This is a genomic window from Bradyrhizobium sp. RDM12, assembly GCF_051917485.1.
Lineage (GTDB): Bacteria > Pseudomonadota > Alphaproteobacteria > Rhizobiales > Xanthobacteraceae > Bradyrhizobium.
The window spans coordinates 3,127,173-3,152,716 of sequence record NZ_CM133064.1 but is presented as its reverse complement, the minus strand read 5'-3'; the positions used below and the strand labels follow the sequence as shown (position 1 = coordinate 3,152,716).

The following is a 25,544-nucleotide window of genomic DNA, read 5'->3' as shown; positions in this document are numbered from 1 at the left end:
AATGACGCGACGCAGAGCCGGGCCCCAGCGGACATGGGCCCCGGCTCTGCAGCGCACCGCTGAGAAGCGCTGCGCTGCGTCCAGGGCACGAAGCGTTACTGCTCTCCGTACCGCAAGCGACGGTAAAGCGCGCCCAGGATGTTGGAATAGTCGTCGGTCCAGACCCGCACCTTCTCGTCCGCGTCGGTCTCCTCCCATTGCTTGGAGGAGGCCAGCTTGCCGACATCATCAGCTTCGCGCGCGGAGATGACGACGTCGGTGGAGAAGATGTAGTCGGCATCGCGGCCCGAATCCTCGTCGTAGACCCAGCTCTTCAGATCGTTGGCATCGGCGATGCCGACCACGACGGGCTCGAGATCGAGATGCCGATTGGAGACGTGCATCACCACGGCGCCATGCGGGGCGAGCTTGTCCTTGTAGATCTTCATCGCCTCCTCGGTCGCGAGATGGATCGGGATCGCATCCGACGAATAGGCATCGACGATGATGAGGTCATAGGCGTCGTCGGGCTCCCTGGCGAAGGTGAGACGCGCATCCCCGATCACCGGCTTCAGGTCCGGCAGGCAGCTCGAGATGTAGCGGAAGTTTTTCGGGTCGCGCGCGGCATCGACCATGGACTGGTCGATCTCGAAGAATTTCCAGTCCTCGCCGGGCTCCGCGGCGCAGGCGAGCGTGCCTGATCCGACGCCGATCGCCGCGACCTTCAACGGCGCGCCCTTGCGCTCGCGGATCGCGGTGATGGCCTGACCGATGCCGCCATCCTTGTGGTAATAGGTGATCGGCTCGGGCCGGCCGGTGACCGGCGTACCGTCATTGTTGCGGAAGCGCTCGGCGCCATGAATCGTGGTGCCGTGCATCAGCACGTGGAAATAGCCGCCGGGCGTCACCACGATCTTGTGGACACCGAAGAAGCTGCGCACGGTCGTGACGCGCCCTTCGTCCGCCGGATAGAACCGGATCAATGCGAGCGCGAGCGCGACCGTGGCAAAGATCTTCCAGCGATCGGCGTTGACCGCGAGCGCCAGAAGCGCTGCCAGCACGCCGACCGCGCCGGCAACCCAGACGCGGTGATCCTCGAACCAGGTCGAAAGCTCCCCTGTTATGTACGTCGGCGCAACCAGCGCCGCCGCGAGCACGGCAAGCGCCAGCCAGTACCATCTCACGACGCCAACAAGACGCTCGTTCGCCGAGGGCCTGCACAGCGCGGCGAGCGCGACCAGGATTGGATATTCAGCGATCCACGAGAAGGTGAAGGGAGCAACGAGGCCGGCAAAGAGGCCGCCGACCATGCCGCCGAACGACAGCGCGACATAGAAGCCGGTGAGATATTTGGCTGCGGGGCGGGTGCGCGCCAGTTCGCCATGACAGGCCATGGCGATGATGAAGAAACACAATTGATGGCCGCCGAGCGTGAGCAGCAAATTCTGCTCGCCGCCGAAGGCGAGCAGGACGATGACGCCCGCGATCGCGACCGGCTGGAGCATCAGCATCCATTTGTGCGGCAACAGTGGCCGCGACTGGAACACCACGACCCAGGTGAGGAGGTACAGCGACAGCGGCAGCACCCACAACAGCGGCGCTGCCGCGACGTCGGTCGAGATATGCGCGGTGACTGCGATCAGCAGGCCTGACGGTACCGCGGCGAGGAAGATCCAGCGCAGCCGCGTCACGACGCCCGGTGCCGGCGCATTTAGGTCCTCGGTTCGGGCATCGGCCATCGCGAGCTTCGGCGAGCGCAGCAACAGCACGCCGCAGGCGGCGATCAGCAGGATCAAAACGCCATAGCCGCCGGTCCAGAGCCGGTTCTGGGTGTGCAGCGTATACATCGGCTCCAGCAGGAATGGATAGGATAACAGCGCGAGGAAGCTGCCGATGTTGGAGGAGGCATAGAGGAAATAGGGGTCGCGGCCATCAGGATGGCCTGTGCGGACGAACCAGGCCTGCAGCAGCGGATTGTTGGCGGCGAGCGCGAAGAACGGCAGGCCAATCGACATCACGAAGAGGCCGAGCAACCAGAACGCATAGCCGGACGCTGGCGGCTCGCCGTAGGCAGTGGCGATGCCAAGCGGCAGCGTGACGAACGCAACGACCAGCAGCGCGAGATGCACCACCACGGGAACGACGCGATTCCTGATCTGCATGAGCAGATGCGCATAGGCATAGCCCGCCAGCAGCAGCGATTGAAAGAACACCATCGCCACCGACCAGACCGCCGGCGAGCCGCCGAGCCGCGGCAGCACCATTTTGGTGAACAGCGGCTGCACCGAGAACAGCAGCAGCGCGCTGACGAAGATCGCCGCGGTATAGACCGTCAGCAGCAGCCGGTTGCGCGACGAGGACGGCTGCTCCGTGGCGGCGGGTTGCACGATCGAATCCATGGGAGCTCCGGCAAAAGCGTTTTCCAGCGAAGTGGGCACCGGTTCGCGCGAGAAAACGCGTCGAACAAAGCCCCCGGCGGTCGCCGGGCGCGCGCAATGGAGCACACCGCGCCTGAACGGGCAATAAATGGCCGGGTGATGTTGCGTCGAGAAACGCCTGATATAGAACGTCATGACGGTCCTTCGGGCGATCCCGGAACGACCACGGAACATTCTGAAATCATTCATGACCGATACCGACGTCGTCATCATCGGCGCAGGCCATAACGGCCTCACCTGCGCGGCCTATCTCGCCGCGGCGGGGCTGCGCGTGCACGTGGTGGAGCGCCGCAAGGTGGTCGGCGGAGCGGCGGTCACGGAGGAGTTTCATCCGGGCTTCCGCAACTCGGTCGCGGCCTACACCGTGAGCCTGCTCAACCCGCAGGTCGTGCGCGATCTGGGCCTTGCCGAGCAGGGCCTGCGCGTGGTCGAACGCCGTGCGCAAAATTTTCTGCCCGCGCCTGACGGCAACTATCTCCTCACCGGCGAGGGCCGGACCAGGGCGTCCGTCGCGCGGCTCAGTGCGCGCGATGCCGATGCGCTCGACGGGTTTTCGCGCGAGCTCGAGGACATCGCCGACGTGCTGCGGCAATTCGTGCTGCGGGCGCCGCCGAACCTGCTCGGCAGTTTTGGCATCGGCGCGATCCGCGAGGCTGCTAACGCGCTGTCGTCGGCCAACATCCTGCGCGGATTGACGCTGGAGCAAAGCCGCAGCCTGCTCGATCTCTTCACCCGCTCGGCCGGCGAGATGCTGGACGAGCGGTTCGAACATGACCTCGTCAAGGCGCTGTTCGGCTTCGATGCCATCGTCGGCAATTATGCGAGCCCTTACGCCGCCGGCTCCGCCTATGTGATGCTGCATCACGCCTTCGGCGAGGTGAACGGCAAGAAGGGCGTCTGGGGCCACGCCATCGGCGGCATGGGCGCGATCACGCAGGCGATGGCGCGCGCCGCGCGCGGGCGCGGCGTCACGATCGACACCGATGCCGGCGTGCGCGAGGTGATTGTCGAGCGTGACCGCGCCGCCGGTGTGGTGCTGGAGAACGGAACGACGATCCGCGCCAAATATGTCGCGGCCAACGTCAATCCAAAGCTGCTCTATACGCGACTGATCGCGGCCGATGCCCTGCCCGCGGATTTTCTCGCCCGCGTCCGCCACTGGAAGAACGGCTCAGGCACCTTCCGCATGAACGTGGCGCTGGATCGCCTGCCCTCCTTCACCGCGTTACCGGGCAATGGCGATCATCTCACCTCCGGCATCATCCTGGGGCCTGATCTCCGCTATATGGACCGCGCCTATCTCGATGCACGGGCGCAGGGCTGGAGCCGTCAGCCGATCGTCGAGATGCTGATCCCCTCGACGCTCGACGACACGCTCGCACCCGCAGGACAACACGTTGCCAGCCTGTTCTGCCAGCACGTCGCGCCGGAGTTGCCGGACGGCAAGTCCTGGGACGACCATCGGGACGAGGTCGCCGATCTCATGATCGCGACGGTGGACAGCTACGCGCCGGGCTTTGGGACAAGCGTGCTCGGGCGCCAGATCCTTTCCCGCTCGATCTCGAGCGGCAGTTCGGGCTGCTCGGCGGCGACATCTTCCACGGCGCACTGACCTTGAACCAGCTGTTCTCTGCGCGCCCGATGCTGGGCCACGCCGATTATCGCGGGCCCCTGAAGGGCCTCTACCATTGCGGCTCCGGCGCACATCCCGGCGGCGGCGTCACCGGTGCGCCCGGCCACAATGCCGCACAGGCGATTCTCAGAGATCATCGCAGCCTGTTCGCAAGCCGTGGATAGGTCTGTGGACAGCCTGTTGGCAGGGCTGTGGAGAAGCCGTGGATACCGAGGCGCGACAGCTTGGTACAAGTCGGGATCAAGCTGTGGAGAAGGGACTTGATAAGCCGCGTATAAGCCGGTGGGCGCGGCCTGATCTATGAGCGGACAACTTGTGGAGCGCCTGTGAGGAGTTCAGAAACGACATCGCCCGCCAGAGGGCAATTCCCCAGCGGGCGCTCGTCGAAAAGCCGTCTATGAAGAAAGTGGCCCCACTGGGAAATGGGAGGCAGAAATTACTTCAAGGAGCTGCTAATCGAACCGAACTTGTCGTTCAGGGTGGTGCCCAGGCTGTTCACGACGGTGATGATCGCCAGCGCGATACCGGCTGCGATCAGGCCATATTCGATCGCTGTCGCACCCGACTCATCGGACCAGAACTTCGAAACCATGCGCTTCAAGACTCGCCTCCATTCCATTCAAGGGTGTGTCGGTTGGTTCCGACATCCGGGAAACTACTACTTACAACCTTCGGTCGGGTTAATACTGGAATTGCAAGTTGCAGGAAAAACTCGGAACAAAAGTTCTAAAAATTGAACTCACGGAACCCTTCTATGCAGCCTTCCTCTACCCATCGCGCCAGCTTTTCGCTTCCTAGCGAGGCTGCCGCCAAGCGTGTCGTCGACCTCCTCACGGAGGTGTTTTTCGAGGGCGATGCAGCCGTCGCCGCTTTCGAACGGTCCGACGGACAATGGGATGTCACGGTGCATTTTGCCGAGGCGCCGGATCAGGCATTGCTCCGCGAACGCGTTGCAACTTCAGCAGGAAATGACATCGCCGCCACGCTTGTGTTCGACACGATTGAGGCCAGGGACTGGGTCAAGGCGAGCCTGGAGGACCTCGTCCCGGTGCCTGCCGGACGATTCGTCGTCCATGGCAGCCACGACCGCGACCGCGTGGCGCCAAACAAGCTTGCCATCGAGATCGAGGCGGCGCTCGCGTTCGGAACCGGCCACCACGGCACCACCCGCGGCTGTTTACTTCTGCTTGACCATGTCCTGAAACACGCGCGGCCGAAGCGCGTACTCGACCTCGGCACCGGCACCGGCGTGTTGGGGATCGCGGCAGCCAAAGCGCTGCATCGCGCGGTGCTGGCCTCCGACATCGACCCGCCTTCCGTGCGGGTCGCGGCCGAGAACGCGGCCCTGAACGAAGCTGGTCAATATGTGCGGGTGATCCGGGCCACCGGCTTCGCTGCGCCGGACTTTGCCAAAGGCGGCCCGTTCGACCTGGTGCTGGCCAACATCCTTGCCAATCCGTTACGTCAACTGGCAGGCCCGATGGTCCGGCATCTTGCGCCGGGCGCACGCGTCATTCTCTCCGGCCTGTTGACCCACCAGGCCCCCGCCGTGATCGCCGCCTATCGCGCGCGCGGCCTCGTGCCGTTGCGGCATCTGCGGATCGAGGGGTGGAGCAGTTTGTTGCTGCGGAAGATAGGGTGAGCTGCGTTCGCGGCCGTGGTGCACTCCCTCGCCCCGTTCTTACGGGAGAGGGTTCGGGCGAGGGGCTGCTTCGGCAAAGGCGGTGAGAGTTGACGTCGCGGAGAGTCCCCTCGCCCGGATTGCTTCGCACTGTCCCCGCAAGCGCGGCGAGGTGAATGAGCGCGACGCTACTTCACCGGCTTCTCGTCAGAGCCTTTGGCTGGGCGTAACGCCCGCCTCGCACGACGCTCGGCGACGCGATCCATCACCTGGCTGATGAGGCCGCGCGGCTTCTGCGGTGTCGTTGCTGCGGGTGCGTGGCGCACCGGCGGCGAAATCTTCTCAAACGTGAACGCTGGCATCGTGTGTCCCCTCGCCCTTGAGATGAACCACTTGCTCGAATTTCCCTGTTATTCGGATGACGCGCAACTGCTGCATCCTTTACTCCACTCAATTCGAATGGAACTATTTCAAGCACAGTCCATGCCAGATGCGACCTCAAATGCGTCTACATTGCGGACTGATCCTCATGATCCTAAACTGAGCCATGTTCGAAGCACACTTCCAGACATTCGAGGAGCCCGAGGCCGGCGTCGCATTGACGGCGCGACTCGCCGCACTCCGTGAAGAACTCGCCCGCCGCAAGCTGACCGGCTTCGTCATTCCGCGCGCCGATCAGCAGCAGAATGAGTATGTGGCGCCCTCTGAAGAGCGGCTCGCCTGGCTGACCGGCTTTACCGGCTCGGCGGGGCTCGCCGTGGTGCTGAGCCAGGAAGCTGCAGTGTTCGTCGATGGCCGTTATACGATCCAGGCGGCCAAACAGGTCGACGCCAAGGCGTGGGCAGTGGAGTCGCTGATCGATCCGCCGCCGGAGAGCTGGGTCTCGGCGCATCTCAAATCCGGCGATCGCCTAGGATTTGACCCGTGGCTGCACACTTTTGCGGCAGCCGAGCGCCTCTCGGCCGCCTGTGCCAAGGCCGGTGCCGAACTGGTGGCGGTCGACAGCAATCCGGTCGACGCGATCTGGCAGGATCGGCCACAGCCGCCAGTCGCGCCGGTCGCGATCCACGGCCTGCAATATGCCGGCGTCGCCGAGGCCGAGAAGCTGGCCCAGATCAAGGGCGAGATCGAGAAATTGGGGGCCGACGCGCTGGTGCTGTCAGATAGCCACGCGGTCGCCTGGACCTTCAACATCCGCGGCGCCGACGTCGCGCATACGCCGCTGCCGCTCTCCTACGCAGTCGTGCCCAAGGTCGGCCGGCCGACCGTGTTCATCGACCACCGCAAGCTCTCCAACCTCTCGCGTGATCATCTCGAGCAGTCGGCCGACGTCCGCGAACCAGATGCGCTGACGCCGACGCTGATGGCGCTCGCCAAGAGCGGCGCAGCGATTGCGCTCGATAATGCCACCGCGGCCGACGCACTGAGCCGGTTGATCGCGGGCGGCGGCGGCAAGCCGGTGCGCGGCAGCGATCCGATTGCGCTGCTGAAGGCCGTCAAGAACGCGACCGAGATCAAGGGGACGCAGACGGCGCACCGGCGCGACGCAGTTGCACTGGCGCGTTTCCTCGCCTTCATCGATCGCGAGGCAGGAAGCGGCAAGCTCACCGAGATCGACGCGGTCGAGGCGCTGGAGACGTTCCGCCGCGACACCGGCGCTCTGAAGGACGTGTCGTTCCCGACCATCTCCGGCACCGGTCCGAACGGCGCCATCGTGCACTACCGCGTCACCCGCAAGAGCAACCGGCGGATCGCGCCCGGCGACCTGCTGCTGATCGATTCCGGCGCTCAGTATGAAGACGGCACCACCGACGTCACCCGCACCATGGCCGTGGGCGAGCCCACCGAGGAGATGCGCGACCGCTTCACCCGCGTGCTGCGCGGCCATATCGCGATTGCGCGCGCGGTGTTTCCCGACGGCATCACCGGCGCGCAGCTCGACACGCTGGCGCGGCAATATCTCTGGGCCGCCGGCATCGATTACGAGCACGGCACCGGCCACGGCGTCGGCAGCTATCTCAGTGTGCACGAAGGCCCGGCGCGGATCTCAAAACTCGGCACCACGCCGCTGAAGCGCGGCATGATCCTCTCCAACGAGCCCGGTTATTACAAGACCGACGGTTTTGGCATCCGCATCGAGAACCTTGAGCTGGTGGTCGCCGCCGAGATCGAGGGTGCCGAAAAATCGATGAACGCCTTCGAGACGCTGACGCTGGCGCCGATCGAGCGGCGGCTCATCGACACGGCGATGCTGAACAAGGAAGAGCTCGCCTGGCTCAATGCCTACCACGCGCGCGTCCGCGCCGAGGTGGGGCCGGCGCTCGATGAAGCGACGAAAGCGTGGCTCGATCAGGCCACGGCGGAGCTGACGTAGCGCGCATGGCGCTACGCAACCAGCGCAAGGCTTGTCTGCTTTCGAAGGCTTGGCTGCTTTCGCCCGCACTCACGATGGGCTTTGCACGCTCCTGACGCAGTTTGCCCGTAAAACAACGGCCTCCTGCACGTTGTTATTATAACAGTCCCGGAATCGGTATAGCCGCATTCCGAAACGCCGATTTTCGTCTTGTGCAAGCACGCTACAGTCCGATTCGACTTTGAAAGACGGACAAGCATGCACGGCATGATCAGCGGACCGCCGGAGGCGGCGACGAAGAACATCGCGACGTCGCGCGTGGTGTTGCTGCTGCTGGTCGTGATGACCGGGATCGCGCCGATCTCCCTCTACATCCTGGTTCCGGCGCTGCCCGTGCTGGCGACGACGTTCGGCCGCGACATCTCGATCGCGCAGATGACGGTGTCGCTCTACATGGTGGGCATCGCGCTGTCGCAGCTGATCATGGGGCCGCTGTCGGACAAGTTGGGACGCCGCCCGGTACTGCTTGGCGGCCTCGCGCTGATGGTCGCGGCGAGCGTCGCCTGCATCTTTGCCGAGACCCTGCCGCAGCTGATTGCAGCGCGTTTCTTCCAGGCGCTCGGCGGCGCCTCCGGCATGGTGGTGAGCCGGGCCATCATCCGCGACATCTACGAGCGCGACCGGGTCGCCTCCATGATCAGCCTGGTGGTCGCCGCCCTGATGATCGGCCAGATGGTCTCACCGCTCACCGGCGGCCTGATCGAGACCGCGTTCGGCTGGCGGGCGATTTTCTACGCCGTCACGATCGGCGCGCTTGCAGTCGCAATCGGCATCGCGATCGCGTTGCCCGAGACGCGCCGCGACCGTGCGGTCGGCAGCGGCGGTTTTCGCGGCGACGTCGGCACCCTGATCAAGAGCCGCGCCTTCATCGGCTATGTGATGTGCCAGGTGCTGGCGTCCCAGATCATCTTCACCTTCGCCGGCGGCGGCCCCTACATCGTCGTCACGCAGATGGGGCGGACCAGCGCCGAATACGGCGCGTGGTTCGCCACGACGGGGTTTGCGTATCTGGTCGGCAACCTGCTCTGCGTGCGCTTTGCGCCGCGGCATTCGCTGGAGAAGCTGATCTGGTTCGGGCTCGGCCTGCAACTCTGCGGTAGCCTGTTGAACCTGCTCTGGAGCCTGACCGGCTGGAACGAGGCGCCGGCCTGGCTGTTCGGCACGCAGATGATTGTGATGGTCGGCAATGCCTTCGTGATGGCGAATTCCGCGGCCGGCGCCATCAGCATCCGTCCCGAGGCCGCCGGCACCGCATCAGGCGCGATGGGCTTCCTCCAGCAAGGCATCGGCGCGCTGATGTCGCAATTCGGCGCCTATCTCGGCGGCCACTCCGCAACGACGCTGCCGCTGACCTCTGCGGTGCTCGCGATCTCGCTGCTCTGCGCCTCGACAATGCTCTTCATCGTCCCCCGCCGGGAGATGGTGGTGGGCGAGGAATTGATCGAACAGGCGGAAGAGGAAGAGACGGGAATGATGTGAGCAGCGGCGCGCCCTCTCCCCGTCATTGCGAGCGCAGCAAAGCAATCCAGACTGTCACCGCTGAAAGATTCTGGATTGCTTCGCTGCGCTCGCAATGACGAAAGAACACCTCACTCCCCGATCAGCTTCAGCCACTCGTCCTCGGTCAGCACCTTGACGCCGTGCTTGTTGGCGTCCGCGAGCTTCGAGCCCGCGCCGGGGCCGGCCACGACGAAATCGGTCTTCTTCGACACCGAGCCCGAGACCTTGGCGCCCAATCGCTCCGCGGTCGCCTTGGCTTCGTCGCGCGTCATCTTCTCCAGCGAGCCGGTGAACACCACCGTCTTGCCGGCCACGGCAGGAATTGCTCTTCGGCTTCTCGGCGTCGACGATCTCGACCTCCTCGGTCAGCCGCTCGACGATGCCGCGATTGTGGCTCTCGCCGAAATAATCGGCGATGCTCTTGATTACGGTGTCGCCGATCTGGTCGAGCGCATCCATCTCCGCCATCGCCTCCTCGTCGCCCTTGGCGACCTTGAGGCAGGCATCGTGGAAGGCATCCCAGGAGCCGTAGCCGCGTGCCAGCGCCAGCGCCGTGGTCTCGCCGACATGGCGCATGCCGAGCGCATAGATGAACCGCTCCAGCGCGATTTTGCGCCGGCTCTCGATGGCGCCGAACAGATTCCGCACCGAGGTCGCGCCGTAACCCTCGATTTCCTCGAGCTTGAGCTTCGAATTGCGCTGCTCCAGCGTGAAGATGTCGGAGGGCTCCTTCACCCATCCCTCGTCGAAGAAATGCTGCAGCTGCTTCTCGCCGAGACCGTCGATGTCGAAGGCGCGCCGCGACACGAACAGCTTGAGATGCTCGATCTTCTGATAGGGGCAGGCGAACTCGCCGGTGCAGCGGGCGCGTGACTCTTCCTCGCCGGCGGCCGTCTCCCCGCGCACGACGTCGGTGTGCAGCGGACACGGGCACTTCTTCGGAAAATGGTATTCCCTGGCGCTGTTCGGCCGCTTGTCGAGGACGACGTCCACGATCTGCGGGATCACGTCGCCGGCACGCTGGACCACGACGGTATCGCCGATCCGGATGTCGCGCCCCTCGCGCAGCAGCTCGCCTTTGCTGCCGATGCCCTTGATGTAGTCCTCGTTGTGCAGCGTGACATTCTGCACGATCACGCCGCCGACGCCGACCGGTTCGAGCTTGCCGACCGGCGTGAACGAGCCGGTGCGGCCGACCTGGATCTCGATGTCGCGCAGCACCGTCGTCGCCTGCTCAGCCGGGAATTTATGCGCGATCGCCCAGCGCGGCGTGCGCGAGACGAAACCGAGCCGCTCCTGCCAGTCGATGCGGTCGACCTTGTAGACGACGCCATCGATATCGTAATCGAGCTTGGCGCGCTCCTCCTCGATGCTCTGATGGAACGCGATCAGCTCCTCGACCGAGTGACAGAGTTTCGTCAGCGGATTGGTCTTGAAGCCGCAGCGCTCGAACCAATGGATCATGCCGCTCTGCGTATCCTCGGGCATCGCGCTCATCTCGCCCCAGGCATAGGCGAAGAAGCCGAGCGGGCGCGATGCGGTGATGGTCGGATCCTTCTGCCGCAACGAGCCCGCGGCCGAATTGCGCGGATTGGCGAAGATGGTGTCGCCCGCCGCTTTCTGCCGCTCGTTCAGCGCGAGGAAGGCCCGTTTGGTCATGTAGACCTCGCCGCGGACCTCGCAGATATCAGGAATATTCCGGCCCTTCAGCTTGTGGGGCACGTCTTCGAGCGTGCGAATGTTGGCGGTGACGTCCTCGCCGACCGCGCCGTCGCCGCGGGTTGCCGCGGTGACGAGTTCGCGGCCCTCGTAGCGCAGCGACATCGACAGGCCGTCGATCTTCGGCTCGGCGGAGAATTTGATCTTGTCGTCGTCGAGCTTGAGGAAGCGAACGATGCGGCCGACGAAGTCGCGGACGTCCTCCTCGGCAAAGGCGTTGTCGAGCGACAGCATCGGAACGGAATGCCGGACTTTCCTGAAGCGTCCGGATGGCGCCGCGCCGACCTTCTGCGAGGGCGAATCGCCACTGACGAATTCCGGAAAGCGCTTTTCGATCGCATCGAGGCGCTGGCGCAGGGCGTCGTAGTCGGCGTCGGTCACCGTCGGCGCGTCGTCCTGATAGTAGCGTTCGTTGTGCCCCTCGATCTCGAGCGACAGCCGCATGTGCTCGACCTTGGCCTGCGCCTTGGTAAGGTCGGCGACGTCACGAAGCGTCTTGGATTTTGCTGCTCTTGCCATGGATGCATGGATACGATGGAGCGGGTAGGACGGTAAAGCGTGTGGAAATCTCATGCCCGGGACGCTGCGCAGCGCCTCTTTGGCGGTGCGCTGCAGAGCCGGGCCCATAGGGCGGCAGTCTCGGTCCCGGCTCGCTACGCGCGTCCGGGTGTCGAAGCCTAACTCGCCGCCTTGAGCAGCCGGTCCGCGGCCGCTCTCGCCTCGGCCGTGATTTCTGCTCCGGCGAGCATGCGGGCGATCTCCTCGCGGCGGTGGTCCGCGGCGAGCGCATTGACGCGGGTGGCGACGCGCTTGCCCTTGTCCAGCGCATCCTTGGAGATCAGGAGATGCTGGTCGGCACGGGCGGCGACCTGCGGGGCGTGGGTCACGGCCATCACCTGAACCTTGCCGGCGAGCCGCGCCAGCCGCGCGCCGATGGCATCGGCCACCGCGCCGCCGACGCCGGTGTCGATTTCGTCGAACACCAGGGTTGGCGCCGAGCCGCGATCGGACAGCACGACCTTGAGGGCCAGGAGGAAGCGCGAAAGCTCGCCGCCGGAGGCGACCTTCATCATCGGCCCGGCCTTGGTGCCCGGATTGGTCTGCACCCAGAACTCGACGCGATCGAAGCCTTGCGGCCCCGGCGCGGTCTCGTCGGTCGCGACCTGGGTCATGAATTTCGCGCGCTCGAGCTTGAGCGGAGCGAGCTCGGCGTTGACGGCCTTGTTGAGCTTCTCGGCCGATTTCTGCCGCGCTGCCGAGAGCTTTTTCGCAGCCGCCGCATAGCGCGCATCGGCCTCGATCGCGGCCAGCTCCAGCTTCTTCAGGCGCGTGGCGCCGGCATCGATCAGCACGACATCGGCGGCGTATTTGGCGGCAAGTGCCGCCAGGCCATCGACCGGCGTCGAATATTTGCGCGACGCGGCGCGTAGCGCGAACAACCGCTCCTCGATGCGTTCGAGTTCGGCCGGGTCGAAATCGGTCGCGGCCAGCGCGGCCTGGAGATGCTGGTCGGCCTCCTCCAGCGCGTTGATCGCGATATCGATCGCCTTCACCGCGGGCTCGACCAGCGCCGGCGAATTGACACCGCGGCGCTCGAGCCGGCGCACGGCCGCCGAAAGGGCCGCGACCGGCGAATGATGGCCGCCCACGACCTCCTGCGCCTCGCGCAAATCGGAGGCGATCTTCTCGCCCTGCATCATGGTGGTGCGGCGCGAGGCGAGCGAGGTCTCCTCGCCGTCCTTCGGTGCGAGCCGCTTCAGCTCGTCGGAGGCGTGGCGCAGATAGTCGGCCTCGCGCGCGGCGCGCTCCATGCCGGCGCGATGCTGCTCCAGCTCGGTGTTGGCGGTGCGGCGCGCGTCCCAGAGCGCTTCGACCGCCGCGACGTCCTTTTCGAGACCGGCAAAGGCATCGAGCAGGCGGCGATGAGTGGCGGCATCCACCAGCGCGCGCTCGTCATGCTGGCCGTGGATCTCGACGAGCGCGGCACCGACCGCCTTCAGGGTCTGCACGCTGATCGTCTGGTCGTTGATGAAAGCGCGGGTGCGGCCGTCCGCGAGTTGCACGCGACGGAGAATCATCTCGCCGGTATCGTCGAGCCCGTTCTCGGCGAGGATCTTCGTCGCAGGATGATTCTTCGGGATATCGAAGACGGCCGTCACCTGCCCCTGCTCCGCGCCATGGCGCACGAGGCCGGCGTCGCCGCGGCCGCCGAGCGCCAATGCAAAGGCATCGAGCAGGATGGATTTGCCCGCACCGGTCTCGCCGGTCAAAACCGCAAGTCCGGTGGCGAATTCGATATCGAGCCGTTCGATCAGGACGATGTCACGGATCGACAGACGCGCCAGCATGGAACCAGATTTCCTAGCCGAGACCTAGAGGCCTATCCCCTTGAAGGTCCGGCTGATCCAGGACCCCTGATTCTCGCTCGGCTCGAGACCGCCGGATTTTACAAGATTATAGGCGTCCTTGTACCACCGGCTGTCGGGAAAATTATGCCCGAGCACGGCGGCGGCGGTCTGGGCCTCCCCGACGATGCCGATCGACATGTAGGCCTCGGTGAGGCGGTAGAGTGCCTCCTCGACGTGGCGCGTGGTCTGGTACTGCGTCACCACGGCCTTGTAGCGGTTGATCGCGGCCGTGTAGTCGCGCTTCTGCATGTAGTAGCGGCCGACATTCATTTCCTTGCCGGCGAGCTGATCGCGCGCGCCCTCGATCTTGGCCTTGGCCGAGGTCGCATATTCGGAGGTCGGATATTTGCGCACCACCTCTTCCAGCGCGGCGATCGCCTTCTCGGTGCGGCCCTGGTCGCGGTTGATGTCCGGGATCTGGTCGTAATGCGAGGCAGCGATCAGATATTGGGCGTAAGCGGCGTCCGGGCTGCCGGGATGCAGGGTGACGTAGCGGGTGGCTGCGCCGATGCAGCTGTCATAGTCGCCGCCCTGGTAGGACGCGTAAGCCGACATCAGCAGCGATTTGCGCGCCCAGTCGGAATAGGGATGCTGGCGGTCCACCTCTTCGAACTTCTTGTTCGCCGCCTTCATATCCTTCTTTTCGTTCATGAGGTACAAGCCCTCATTGTAGATCTTGTCGGCAGGCTCCTCGGCGAAGGTGTCGTCCTTGGCCGTGAACTTGTCCCAGAGCGCGCCGGTGCCGCAACCGGCCAACGGCAACGCGAGCACGAAAAGGGTCGCGGCCTGAACCAGCCGACGAATCCCGATCGGAGCCTTTGGAGAGACCAAGAGATATCCGCGCGCCATACGCTGTGCCGACATGAATTTGAGACCTGACGCCCTGTGATGCGGTGCCCGCCAGCCCGTGATCCCCGTCACGGGCGCGAAATTTAACCGTGGCGCCTGCCATGCGACCACGTCGGTGTAACCGAAAAACGATTGTTAACCCATCGGATAGGCAGGCATTCCGCCCGGATTAAGGCGAAAACGCCGCAATGCTAGTCGATCATGGTTACCAGGAGTTTCCCGGATAAAACGCCAGCCGCAACAGGCTTCAGGACACGTCCGGCCCATAGGCCGCAGCGATCCGGCCACCAACGATACCGCTGCCGGCTTCGACCACAGGCCGCGTGGTGCGGCGGGCCGCCTCGCCCTCGACCACCCGCCATGCGGTACGGTCGGCGAGCAGTGCGGTCAGGACGGCGTGGTTGAGCTTGTGCCCGCCACGCACCGAGCGATAGGCGCCGAGCAGCGGCAGGCCGGCCAGCGCGAGATCGCCGATCACGTCCAGCACCTTGTGGCGGGCGCATTCGTCGGCGTAGCGCAGGCCCTCGGTGTTGAGCAGCCGCTCGTCGTCGAACACGACGGTATTTTCAAAGGAGGCGCCAAGCGCATAGCCCGCGCTCCAGAGCCGTGCAACATCGCCCATCAGGCCGAAGGTCCGGGCGCGTCCGACTTCACGACGGAAGCGCTCGGAGCTGAGGTCGAAGCAGTAGCTCTGCTGGCCGATGACGGGATTGGTGAAGTCAATCTCGACCTCGGCGCGGAAGCCGTTGGCGTAGGGCCGGATCTCGCCGAAGGAACTGCCGACCTTGACCGAGACCGGCTTCAGAACCTGGATCAACCGACGCTGCGCCGGCTGGCTGACGATGCCGGCCTGATCGATCGCCGCGATGAAGGCAGCGGCGCTGCCGTCCATGATCGGTACTTCGGGACCATCGATCTCGATGGTGGCGTTGTCGACACCCATGCCCCGCAGCGCCGCCAGCACGTGCTCCGCGGTGGAAACCAGCGGACCGCTGCGATCGCCGAGGACGGTTGCGAAGTCGGTCGCGATCACCTGCTCCGCGGTCGCCTGGATCTCACGGTCACGTCCTTCGAGTCCGGTGCGGACAAAAACAAAACCCGCATCGACAGGTGCAGGTCCAAGCGTAAGGGTGACGGGAAGACCGGAATGAACGCCGACGCCGGCCACACTGGCTTGCGCACGAAGCGTTGTTTGCCGGCTAAATTTCATCAGGAACCGCCCCACCACAACCCATCGCGACTTATACTGAACTCGACTGATCGATCGAGATCGACCGTCCGAATCTCCGTATCCCCAAGTCACGCCGAACCATAGTCACTGCCTCAAACAGCGCCAACTCACGCTTTTTTACCGATTGTTACCCCAAACCGGCCGTATTCGCGCCAAGGCTTAACCAAATTGCGCCGGGATTTCGGGCCGGTGTCGGCGGCTTTACTAAAGCACCGAACCGGTAATTAATGATTTAAAATCAGTTGCTTGAAGGAGTAATCCGGATATGCACGGGACCAAAGGAAAGGCCCCGGCAAGCTTCCCGCCGGGGCCTTTCTGCGTCTGCCTTATTGTAACAATCCTCAGGTCGCCTGCCGCCGCAGGAAGGCCGGAATATCAAGATGGTCGTCTCCCTGTGGCGCCGGCGCAACAGGCGCAGGGCGGCCATGGGCGTCGAGACCCTGCGGCGCGGGCCGGCGGGCATATTCCGATACCGGCTCACTGGCGGCGATCTGCTGCTGCACGGACCGCTGCGGCTTGCGCTCGGGCAGCGCCGGCATGGCGGGACCGGCGGTGCGGGCGGCGATCGGGGCCTCGCTCTCCTCGTCGCGACGGCCGAGGCCGACATTGGCGAGGCGCTGGAGCAGCGACAGACGGGTCTTTTGCGGCGTTTCCTCCTCAACCTCGCCACGGGCCTGACGCAGTTCGGCTTGAGCCGGCATCGGCAGCTCCTCGAGGCGCGGCATCCGCGGTGCGCGCGCCGGGGCACGCTCGGCCTGCGGCGGGATGAAGGTTTCCGGCGTCATCGGCTCATGCATGGCAAGCGGCGCCTGCTCGGGCTCCGGGAACAGCGTGGGCTTCTGCGCGATCGGGCGCACGGTGACGTCGCCATAGGTCTGCATCGGCGCGGGCGCCTGCGGGACGTCGGAAACGGCAGCCGCGATGGCCGCAAGCGCCGCACGCTCGACATTGGGACGCGGCGCCATCGGGGCAGCAGCGACCGACGTGGTACCCGGGATCTGCGATTCCAGCTTCTGAGCGCGCTCGGCCATGCGCTGGTTGTCGGCGCGCAGCCGCGCGGTCAGATCGGCGAGACGGCTCTCGGCAGCTACGGCCGGAGCCGCGGGAGCCTGCTGGACCTGAGGTGCCGCGTTCGCGACCGGCGCGCTGGTGCCCTGGGTGGTGCGGGCGATCGCGGCCTGCTCGATGCCGGTGGCGACGACCGAGACCCGGATCAGGCCGTCGAGCGCTTCGTCGAAAGTTGCGCCGACGATGATGTTGGCATCCTGGTCGACTTCCTCGCGGATGCGGGTCGCGGCTTCGTCGACCTCGAACAGGGTGAGGTCCTTGCCGCCGGTGATGGAGATAAGGAGGCCCTTGGCACCCTTCATCGAGCTGTCGTCGATCAGCGGGTTGGCGATCGCGGCCTCGGCGGCGGTCAGCGCGCGCTTGTCGCCGGAGGCTTCGCCGGTGCCCATCATCGCCTTGCCCATTTCCCTCATCACCGCTCTCACGTCTGCGAAGTCGAGGTTGATCAGGCCTTCCTTGACCATCAAATCGGTGATGCAGGCCACGCCCGAGTAGAGCACCTGGTCGGCCATCGCGAAGGCGTCGGCAAACGTGGTCTTCTCGTTGGCAACCCGGAACAGGTTCTGGTTCGGAATGATCAGGAGCGTGTCGACGACTTTGTGAAGCTCGTTGATGCCGGCTTCGGCGGTGCGCATGCGGCGGCCGCCTTCGAAGTGGAACGGCTTGGTCACGACGCCGACGGTGAGGATGCCCATGTCGCGGGCGGTCTTGGCGATGACGGGAGCAGCGCCAGTCCCGGTGCCGCCGCCCATGCCGGCGGTGACGAACACCATGTTGGCGCCCGAGAGATGATCGCGGAGCTCGTCGATGACTTCTTCCGCGGCAGCAGCGCCGACGTTCGGCTGCGAGCCGGCACCGAGGCCCTGCGTCACCGCGGTGCCCATCTGCACGATGCGCTGCGCCTTCGACATCGTCAGCGCCTGCGCGTCGGTGTTGGCGACCACGAAATCGACGCCCTGGAGGCCGGCCGTGATCATGTTGTTGACGGCGTTGCCGCCGGCGCCGCCGACGCCGAACACGGTGATGCGGGGCTTCAACTCGTGAATATCAGGAACGTTGATGCTGATGGTCATGTTTGCCTCTCGATCACGCGCGCGTGGGTTCGCCCCGGCCTGCGGCCGCGGCAGTTGGTGAAAATCGACAATTGCGGGAAGCGGTCATCAGAAGCCCTCGCGTAGCCATCGTCCGACCTTTCCGAAATAACCGCCCGTTCCTGTCCTGACCTGCTGCCGCGTATGCCGCGGTTCGACATGTTCGTGGTGAACATATTGCGGGTAGACGAGAAGTCCGGCCGGCACCGCGAACGCGGCGTTCTTCGCCTCGTTGGGCAGACGGCCGAAACCGAGCGGACGTCCGACCCGCACGGGCCGGCCGAGAATCTGGGTTCCGAGCTCGACGAGGCCGGTGAGCTGCGAGGCGCCGCCGGAGAGCACGACGCGGCCCTTGGGCTCTGCCGCGAAGGGCGAATCCTTCAGCTTGTCCCGAACCATTTCGAAGACTTCCTCGGCACGATGCTTGACGATGGTGGCGATGGTGGCGCGCGAAACGATCTGCGGCAGATCCTGGTCGTCACCGGCTGTCGGTACAGACATCAGCTCACGCGAGTCCGATCCGCCGGTGATGACGGTGCCGTATAACGTCTTGATTCGCTCGGCATCGGCAATGGTCGCCGAGAGTCCGCGCGCGAGATCCATCGTGATGTGTTGCCCGCCGACCGCAAATCCGGCCGCGTGCACGAAACGTCCGCCGGAATAAACCGCGATGGTGGTGGTGCCCGCGCCCATCTCGACCACGGCAGCGCCGAGATCGGCCTCGTCGTCGGTCAGCACCGACAGGCCGGCCACATAGGGGCTCGCCGCCATGGCTTCGACGTTGAGATGGCAGCGTTCCACCGCCAGCATCAGGTTTCGTGCCACAGTGGCATCGCAGGTGACGACATTCATGTCGACGCCGAATTGATGCGCAACCATGCCGCGCGGATCGCGGATGCCCTTGACGCCATCGAGCGTGTAGCCGACCGGCAGCGCATGCAGCACGGTGCGGCCCTCGCCGGTGGCGTGGCGCATGCCGGTGGAGGTGACGCGGCTGACATCGGCCGGCGTCACCGCGCCGCCGCGGATATCGGCCGCGGCCTCGACCAGCTGGCCCGCGAGACGACCGCCGGAGACCGACAGCAGAACGGACTCGACCCGGACCTTGGCCATTTTCTCCGCAAGCCCGACGGCCTGGCGCACCGCCTGCTCGCATTCGGCGAGATCGACCACCGCGCCGGCCTTCATGCCGCGCGACTGGATCTGGCTGTAACCGATCAGTTCGACCGCGTGGGTACGGCCGCCCAGGGCCTCGCTCGGCGCCGACGGCTTCAACCGCGCGATCATGCAGGCGATCTTGCTGGTGCCGATGTCGAGGCAGGCGACGAGACCGCCGCGCTTGTGCGGCATCGGGCGCGTCTTCGGCGTCTGGGTGCGATCAAGACCGGTCATGCGGCGTCCCCGGCCTTCTTTTTCTTCTTGTCCTTGAACAGGTCGTCGCGCGCCTTGGCGGCGTCGTCGGACAGCTGCACCACCAGACGGTCGGGTAGGCGCATGTCGATCGCGACGATGTCCTTCGAGAACAGCCTGCCGTCCTTATCGAGCTTGGAGAGCGCGGCCAGTGCGTTGCCGACGTCCTGCTCCGGAAGGCGAACGTCGAGGCCGTCCTTCAGCCTCAGGTTCCAGCGCCGCTCACCGACATAGATCGCGGCTTTCGTCACCGAGTTCACCTGCGGATAACGGGCCAGCAGCGCGAGGAAGTCGCGGGCCTGCGTGTCGGCGCCCTTGCCGACCACGAGCGGCAGCGACAGGAACCGGCGCGAGACATAGGGTTCGAGCAGCGCGCCGTCGTCAGCGATAACCGAGAGCCGGCCGGCCTCCTGCCACAGCGCGAACGGCTTGCGCTCGGTGATCTCGATCATGAGCTGGCCCGGATAGAGCTTCAGCACGGTCGCGTCCGCAATCCAGGGATTGGCCTTGAGCTTGTCGCGAACGTCGTCGGCAGCGAGGAACAGCAGCGAGGAGCGGCCGCTGACGCCGCCGATCGCGAGGATCTCGTCCTGGCTGAGCTGCTTGCGGCCGTTGATCACGACAGAAGTGATGCGGAAGCCGGCCGAATTGGCCATGGCGTTGCGCGTGTCGCTGACCGCCGTGATGAAATCCTGGAGATGGCCGCCCTTGACGATGCCGAGGCCGCAACTGCCGATCAGCAGCAGCACGGTCAAGCTGATCCCGACGCGGCGCGGCAGATAACGCTCGACCAGCGCGACCAGGCGCGGTGGCGGCTCGCGCTCGACCACAGCCCGGGCCTTGATCCTTTGCTTGGCTGCAGCGCGCGTCTGTTCAAGTCTTTCCTGGCGCTTGTCCTGGACCCACTCGCGCAGAAGCACGACCGCTCCGATCGCGGCCGCCTTCAGGTCAGCTTGGGGCCTCAGCGATCTCACAAACGACCGGGTGAGGCTTCCTGCACCATCCATTGCACGAGCTCGTCAACAGTTTGCCCACGACACCGCGCGGGTCCTGGCGAATGTGACGTCTCGGTCTGCCGGGCCGGATGAGGGTCTTCGGCAGAAGAAACCGCTCCCCTTCAAAGCGTTCGCCGGCCGGATACAATCCGAAACGGCTCACGCACCGGCAGCCAAAACGCCATATGCGCCGCCAGCGTTAACCTTCGGACTTCCTGGTAAACAAAAGGTAAAGTTCGTTAACGGAGAATGCTTTTTGCCCAGCTCTGTGAGGCGGTTATGCCACGATATCCGGCATTTTACCGGTTTTGGGCACCAAACCGGCCGTTTTCGCCCTCTCGGCCATTAACCAATCCTAACTATTTCCGCACCCGGCGCACCGCCAGCTCGATCAGGTCGCGGAGGAAGTCGACAAATGCGATCCCCTCGGCTTTCAGCGCCTTGGGGTAGAGCGAGGACTTGGTCAGCCCGGGCAGCGTGTTGGTTTCGAGATAGACCAGCCCCTTTTCCGAGACGATGAAGTCGGAGCGGGAATAGCCGGTGCAGGACATCGCACGATGCGCCAGCATCGCCTGGGTCTTGAGCGCGGCGGTGACCTCGGGGGTGAAGCGGCCCGGGCAGATTTCCTGGGTCGACTTCAAAAGATATTTTGCGGCGTAGTCGAAATTACCCTCGCCCGGAATGATCTCGATCGGCGGCAGCGAGATGATCGACCCATCGGTGCGCTCCAGCACGCCGCAGGTCGCCTCGACGCCGGCGATGTAGGGCTCGATCACATATTCCTCCTGCCTGGCCGCGTTGCGGACGGCAACGAGATCCTGCCTGGCGTTGACGAAGATCAGGCCATAGCTGGAGCCATCGCGCGCCGGCTTTGCGATCAGCCTTCCGTATTCGGCGAAGGCATCATCGATATTCTCGAGCGCGATATTCTCGGGCGGGGTCACGCCACCAAGCGCGGCAAAGCGCTTGGCCGCGATCTTGTCGAAGGAGAGATGCGAGGAGGCCGAGCCGGAGCCTGTGAACGGCACGCCGCGCGCTTCACACATCACCTGCAATTCGCCGTTCTCGGCGCTGCCGCCGTGCAGGCTGAGCACGAGGACGCGAACTTCAGTCCTGGCCTTGTCGAGCGCCTGCGCCAGCGGAATGCCACGCGTGCCAGGCTTGAACTCGTCCTCGAAGGGCCGGGAATGTTCGAGCAGCTGCTTGGTCTGCACGACGTGCACCTTGTCCTCGACGTCCCACCACCAGAGATCGGCCTCGGGCAGCGCCTGATGCAGCGCCTGGGCTGAAGCGACGGAAACCAGACGCTCTCGATTGGAGCCGCCAAAAAGGATCGTGGTGCGCATGTTCTCTCGTCGCCTGTTTGCCTCGTCCTTCAAGCGGAAACTCCGATCCGCTTGATTTCCCAGTGCAGCTCAATTCCGGAATTCGCCTTGACCCGTTCGCGTACGGTCTCGCCCAGCGTCTCGATGTCGTGCGCGGTGGCATCGCCCGTGTTGATCAGGAAATTGCAGTGCATCTTCGAGACCTGCGCGCCGCCGACGCGCAGGCCCCGGCAGCCGGCGGCATCGACCAGCTTCCAGGCGGAATGGCCGGGCGGATTCTTGAAGGTCGAGCCGCCGGTCTTTTCGCGGATCGGCTGCGCGGTCTCGCGATGGGTCTGCACCTCCGCCATCCGCGCGCGGATCGCATCGGTGTCCCTGATCTCGCCGCGAAAGCGGGCGAAGGTGAAGATGATGGAGGGGTCGACACCGCTGTTGCGGTAGACGAATTTCATGCCGACGTTGGAGAAGACGTGCTTGGTGCCGTCGCGCCCGACGCCGCGCGCTTCGATCAGCACGTCCTTGGTCTCGCCGCCATTGGCGCCCGCATTCATGCGCAGCGCGCCGCCGATCGTGCCGGGAATGCCGAAATAGAATTCGAGCCCGCCGATATTGGCAGAGGCCGCGACCTCCGCGACGCGTTTGTCGAGCACAGCCGCACCCGCTGTGACGACGTCACCGTTCGCAGTGACTTCACCAAAAGCGCGCGGCGCCAGCCGGATCACCACGCCGGCAATGCCGCCGTCGCGCACGATGAGGTTGGAGCCAACACCGACGACATAGACCGGGATGTCCTTGGCGAGATGCGCGAGGAAGTAAGCGAGATCATCCTCGTCCGCCGGCGTGAACAGCACCTGCGCCGGCCCGCCGACGCGAAACCAGGTCAGCTCGGCCAGCGACTGGTTGGCCAGCAACCGGCCGCGAAGATCCGGCATCGCGGCTTTGAGTTTCGGCGTGATGTCGGGGAAGCTCATGCCGCATCCTCGAGGGAGGCGGGCAGGCTTTCTCCGTTCCCTGCCCGCTTGTGGGGCACGGGCAGGGAGGGGGTAGCCCCAAGCGAGATCGGCGTGTGTGGCCACCCCTCTCCCCCGCCCTCCCCCACAAGGGGGAAGGGAGCGCAGTGTGCCGCTTGGTGAACAGCGAATGCGACATCAGCATTCACCCCAGCGCCTTCAATTCGCCGGGCAATGCGTACGCCCATTGCGTGATGTTGCCAGCACCAAGACACACGACGAGATCGCCCGACTTCGCCGCGCCTTTGACGATGCCGGCAAGCTCGGAGGCTGCCGGCAGCGGGATCACCTCGCGGTGGCCATGCGCACGCAGACCCGCAACGAAATGCTCGCGGTCGATACCGTCGATCGGCGTCTCGCCCGCGGCATAGACATCGGCGACAACAACCGCATCGGCATCGTTGAAGCAGGTGCAGAATTCCTCGAACAGCGATTGCAGGCGGGTGTAGCGATGCGGCTGCACCACGGCGATGATCTTGCCGTTGGTGGATTCCCGCGCAGCCTTCAGCACCGCCGCGATCTCGACCGGATGATGGCCGTAATCGTCGATCACGGTAATGCCGTTCCACTCGCCGGTCTTGGTGAAGCGGCGCTTGACGCCGCCGAAGCCGGCGATCGCCTTGCGGATCGCGTCATCGGAAAGGCCGAGTTCGCGCGCGACCGCGATCGCAGCCGTCGCGTTGGAGGCGTTGTGGCGCCCCGGCATCGGCAGCATGAGATCGGCGATCTCGTGCACGACACCGGTTTTGCGATCGCGGAACGCGACCTTGAATTTCGATCCGCCACCCATCGGCGTCAGGTCGAAGAATCGCACGTCGGCCTGCGGATTTTCACCATAAGTGATGATGCGACGGTCCTCGATCTTGCCGACGAGGGTCTGCACGACGGGATGATCGATGCACATGACGGCAAAGCCGTAGAACGGCAGGTTCTCGACGAAATGCCGGAAGGCGTCCTGTACGGCCTCGAAGGTCTTGAAGTGGTCGAGATGCTCGGGATCGACATTGGTGACGATCGCGACATCGGTCGGCAGCTTCAGGAAGGTTCCATCGCTCTCGTCGGCTTCCACCACCATCCAGTCGCCGGCACCGAGACGCGCGTTGGAGCCATAGGCATTGATGATGCCGCCGTTGATCACAGTGGGATCGAGCCCGCCGGCGTCGAGCAGCGTTGCGACCATCGTGGTCGTGGTGGTCTTGCCGTGCGTGCCGGCAATGGCGACACAGCTCTTCAGCCGCATCAGCTCGGCCAGCATCTCGGCACGGCGCACCACGGGAATGCGCCGCTCACGCGCCGCCATCAGTTCCGGATTGTCGCGCTTGATCGCGGTGGACACGACGACGACCTTGGCGCCGTCGACATTCTCGGCCTTGTGGCCGACCGAGACCTTTGCACCCTTTTTGCGCAGACGGTCGAGATTGTAATTGTCGGAGGCGTCCGAACCCTGCACGGCATAGCCGAGATTGACCAGCACCTCGGCGATCCCGCTCATGCCGATCCCGCCGATCCCGACGAAGTGGATGGGTCCGATCTCGCGCGGCAGTCTCATGCTCTGTTCCCCGACCTCGCCACCTTGCGCAGGCGGCATCTGGCAAAGCTCACGGCCAAATCAGCCGCGCCTCTTACTGGATGCCCCGCTTTAGAAGGCGAAGACAAGGGCTTTTTCGCGTCAGATTCCCGCGACTTTGACCACCAGATCGGCCAGCCGTTCGGCGGCGTCGAGCCGGCCCGCCCCCTTCGCCGCGGCAGCCATGGTGGCAAGGCGCGCCGGCTCGGCCGCGAAACCGGAGATCTCTGCGGCGAGACGATCCGAGGTGAACTCGGTCTGCGGGATGCGAACGGCGCCGTCGACATTGGCCAGCACGCCGGCATTGGCGAACTGATCCTGATCGATCGCGCCCGGCAGCGGCACCAGGATCGAGGGGCGGCCGATCGCGGCGAGCTCGGCCACCGTACCGGCGCCGGAGCGCGATACCACGAGATGGTTGGAGGCGAGCCGCGCCGGCAAATCCGTGAAGAACGGCGCGAGCTCGGCATTGATCTTGAGCTTGTCGTAGACCGCACGCACGCGCGTCATGTCTTCGTCGCGGACCTGTTGGGTGAGGATGAGCCGACCCCACAACGCGGGCTCGAGTCGCTCGATCGCGCCCGGCAGGATGTCAGCCATGATCCGGGCGCCCTGACTGCCGCCGACGACGAGCAGGCGCAGCGGACCATTCAGTTCGGGTGCGCCATACGGCACGGCCGCAGCGGCGAGAACCGCCGGCCGCATCGGCGTGCCGACCGTCGTGGTCTTGGCTGCCAGCGCCGGATCGCGATCGAGCACGCCCGGCAACGACGTCGCGATGGCGCGGACGCGCCTCGACAGAAACCGGTTGGCGCGGCCGAGCACCGCATTGGCTTCATGGATGATACCGGGAACGCCGGCGAATTTCGCCGCAACCAGCGGCGGCAATGTCGGATAGCCCCCGAAGCCGATGACGGCCGCGGGCTTCAATCGCTTGATCAGGCGGTAAGCGGACAGCGTGCCGGTGGCGAGCGTAACGCCTGCATAAGCGAGCTGGATGGGATTGCGGCCGCGCGCGGTCTCGCTCGCGACGACGTCGATCATATCCTTGCTGAACAGCCCGCCATAGCGCAGCGCGCGCTCATCCGTGACGAGGCGCACACGAAAGCCGCGCCGGATCAGTTCGACACCGAGCGCCTCGGCCGGAAACAGATGGCCGCCGGTCCCGCCCGCGGCGAGAAGAATCAAGGGGGAATTGTCCATGGCGGGAACTTTTACCGGTAGTTCTCGATCATTGCGAGCCGTCCGCACGATGCTCGTGCCCCGGGCGCAGCGCAGTACGCCGCC

At 65.1% G+C, this 25,544-nt stretch carries 16 protein-coding genes and 2 pseudogenes; 4 read left to right on the top strand and 14 right to left on the bottom strand.

The window, feature by feature from the left end; genetic code table 11:
• Positions 1-95: 95 nt before the first annotated feature.
• A complete protein-coding gene (locus ACTGJ9_RS15280) occupies positions 96-2,378 on the bottom strand; it encodes a spermidine synthase (protein ID WP_456677717.1) in 2,283 nt (760 codons plus the stop codon).
• Positions 2,379-2,604: 226 nt separating this feature from the next.
• On the opposite strand from ACTGJ9_RS15280, the pseudogene ACTGJ9_RS15275 reads away from it, so the two are divergent.
• Positions 2,605-4,214: pseudogene (locus tag ACTGJ9_RS15275) on the top strand (phytoene desaturase family protein).
• 272 nt (positions 4,215-4,486) lie between these two features.
• Here ACTGJ9_RS15275 and ACTGJ9_RS15270 read toward each other — a convergent pair.
• Positions 4,487-4,642, bottom strand: coding sequence for a Flp family type IVb pilin (locus ACTGJ9_RS15270; RefSeq protein ID WP_456678530.1), 156 nt, complete (start codon positions 4,640-4,642; stop codon positions 4,487-4,489).
• A gap of 162 nt (positions 4,643-4,804) precedes the next feature.
• On the opposite strand from ACTGJ9_RS15270, the gene ACTGJ9_RS15265 reads away from it, so the two are divergent.
• On the top strand, positions 4,805-5,692 hold the full coding sequence (locus ACTGJ9_RS15265) for a 50S ribosomal protein L11 methyltransferase (RefSeq protein ID WP_456678529.1): 888 nt from the start codon (positions 4,805-4,807) through the stop codon (positions 5,690-5,692).
• 167 nt (positions 5,693-5,859) lie between these two features.
• Here the strand turns inward: ACTGJ9_RS15265 and ACTGJ9_RS15260 are convergent, their stop codons facing one another.
• Positions 5,860-6,033 carry a hypothetical protein gene (locus ACTGJ9_RS15260; RefSeq protein WP_456677716.1) on the bottom strand — a complete coding sequence of 58 codons (174 nt, stop codon included), beginning with the start codon at positions 6,031-6,033 and terminating at the stop codon, positions 5,860-5,862.
• Positions 6,034-6,218: 185 nt separating this feature from the next.
• On the opposite strand from ACTGJ9_RS15260, the gene ACTGJ9_RS15255 reads away from it, so the two are divergent.
• The gene (locus ACTGJ9_RS15255; protein WP_456677715.1) at positions 6,219-8,045 is read left to right on the top strand and encodes an aminopeptidase P family protein; all 1,827 of its coding nucleotides are present in this window, start codon (positions 6,219-6,221) and stop codon (positions 8,043-8,045) included.
• A 237-nt stretch (positions 8,046-8,282) separates the two neighbouring features.
• Positions 8,283-9,563 carry a multidrug effflux MFS transporter gene (locus ACTGJ9_RS15250; RefSeq protein ID WP_456677714.1) on the top strand — a complete coding sequence of 427 codons (1,281 nt, stop codon included), beginning with the start codon at positions 8,283-8,285 and terminating at the stop codon, positions 9,561-9,563.
• Between the two features lie 110 nt (positions 9,564-9,673).
• On the opposite strand, the pseudogene ligA reads toward ACTGJ9_RS15250, so the two are convergent.
• From ligA to murG, 11 genes and pseudogenes are all read right to left on the bottom strand, one after another.
• Positions 9,674-11,822 (bottom strand): annotated as a pseudogene (gene ligA, locus ACTGJ9_RS15245) (NAD-dependent DNA ligase LigA).
• Positions 11,823-11,980: 158 nt separating this feature from the next.
• Complete coding sequence (recN, locus tag ACTGJ9_RS15240) at positions 11,981-13,651, bottom strand: DNA repair protein RecN (RefSeq protein WP_456677713.1); 1,671 nt, start codon at positions 13,649-13,651, stop codon at positions 11,981-11,983.
• A 24-nt stretch (positions 13,652-13,675) separates the two neighbouring features.
• Positions 13,676-14,575 (bottom strand): outer membrane protein assembly factor BamD, encoded by a 900-nt coding sequence (locus tag ACTGJ9_RS15235; RefSeq protein WP_456677712.1) that lies wholly within the window; start codon positions 14,573-14,575, stop codon positions 13,676-13,678.
• Between the two features lie 232 nt (positions 14,576-14,807).
• Positions 14,808-15,770: a UDP-3-O-acyl-N-acetylglucosamine deacetylase gene (lpxC, locus tag ACTGJ9_RS15230; protein WP_456677711.1), complete on the bottom strand. Its 963-nt coding sequence runs from the start codon at positions 15,768-15,770 to the stop codon at positions 14,808-14,810.
• Between the two features lie 362 nt (positions 15,771-16,132).
• Positions 16,133-17,932, bottom strand: a complete 1,800-nt coding sequence (gene ftsZ, locus ACTGJ9_RS15225; RefSeq protein WP_456677710.1) for a cell division protein FtsZ — start codon at positions 17,930-17,932, stop codon at positions 16,133-16,135.
• An 87-nt stretch (positions 17,933-18,019) separates the two neighbouring features.
• A complete protein-coding gene (ftsA, locus tag ACTGJ9_RS15220) occupies positions 18,020-19,342 on the bottom strand; it encodes a cell division protein FtsA (RefSeq protein WP_456677709.1) in 1,323 nt (440 codons plus the stop codon).
• A complete protein-coding gene (locus ACTGJ9_RS15215) occupies positions 19,339-20,367 on the bottom strand; it encodes a cell division protein FtsQ/DivIB (RefSeq protein ID WP_456677708.1) in 1,029 nt (342 codons plus the stop codon). Before ACTGJ9_RS15215 ends, ftsA begins: the two co-directional genes overlap by 4 nt.
• Positions 20,368-20,714: 347 nt before the next feature.
• Complete coding sequence (locus tag ACTGJ9_RS15210) at positions 20,715-21,701, bottom strand: D-alanine--D-alanine ligase family protein (RefSeq protein WP_456678528.1); 987 nt, start codon at positions 21,699-21,701, stop codon at positions 20,715-20,717.
• Positions 21,702-21,730: 29 nt separating this feature from the next.
• Positions 21,731-22,651: a UDP-N-acetylmuramate dehydrogenase gene (murB, locus tag ACTGJ9_RS15205; protein WP_456677707.1), complete on the bottom strand. Its 921-nt coding sequence runs from the start codon at positions 22,649-22,651 to the stop codon at positions 21,731-21,733.
• A 184-nt stretch (positions 22,652-22,835) separates the two neighbouring features.
• Entirely contained in the window at positions 22,836-24,239 is a 1,404-nt protein-coding gene (murC, locus tag ACTGJ9_RS15200) for a UDP-N-acetylmuramate--L-alanine ligase (RefSeq protein ID WP_456677706.1), read from the bottom strand.
• Between the two features lie 120 nt (positions 24,240-24,359).
• Positions 24,360-25,460, bottom strand: coding sequence for an undecaprenyldiphospho-muramoylpentapeptide beta-N-acetylglucosaminyltransferase (gene murG / locus ACTGJ9_RS15195; RefSeq protein ID WP_456677705.1), 1,101 nt, complete (start codon positions 25,458-25,460; stop codon positions 24,360-24,362).
• Positions 25,461-25,544 lie beyond the last annotated feature (84 nt).